General features: G+C 53.1%; 1 protein-coding gene. It reads left to right on the top strand.

All coding sequences use genetic code 11. The features are described from left to right. Window positions 1-4 precede the first annotated feature (4 nt). Window positions 5-277: cupin domain-containing protein (locus KVT27_RS24385; protein WP_217582153.1), on the top strand; the 273-nt coding region annotated here is incomplete at its 3' end.

Raw genomic sequence — 277 nt, 5'->3', positions numbered from 1 at the left:
AAAAATGGAAATCAGAAAAGTCGGGTCTCAACCTTCGGGCAAAGGACCGTTTGAATATTTCACTGGCACGGTTCGCATTGATCCACTGTTTGAAGCTGCAGATCCTGCTCGTGTAGCAGGAGCAAGCGTTACGTTCGAGCCGGGTGCGCGGACAGCATGGCATACGCATCCATTGGGTCAGACGTTAATCGTAACGGCAGGAAAAGGACGGGTTCAACGCTGGGGAGGTCAGATCGAGGAAATAAGTCCCGGTGATGTGGTTTGGTTCCCCCCTGGC

Source organism: Lysinibacillus sp. GbtcB16, from assembly GCF_019091145.1.
Taxonomy (GTDB): Bacteria; Bacillota; Bacilli; order Bacillales_A; family Planococcaceae; genus Lysinibacillus; species Lysinibacillus fusiformis.
Note: the sequence above shows the minus strand (reverse complement) of the source record. Positions and strands in the feature narration are given on the sequence as shown.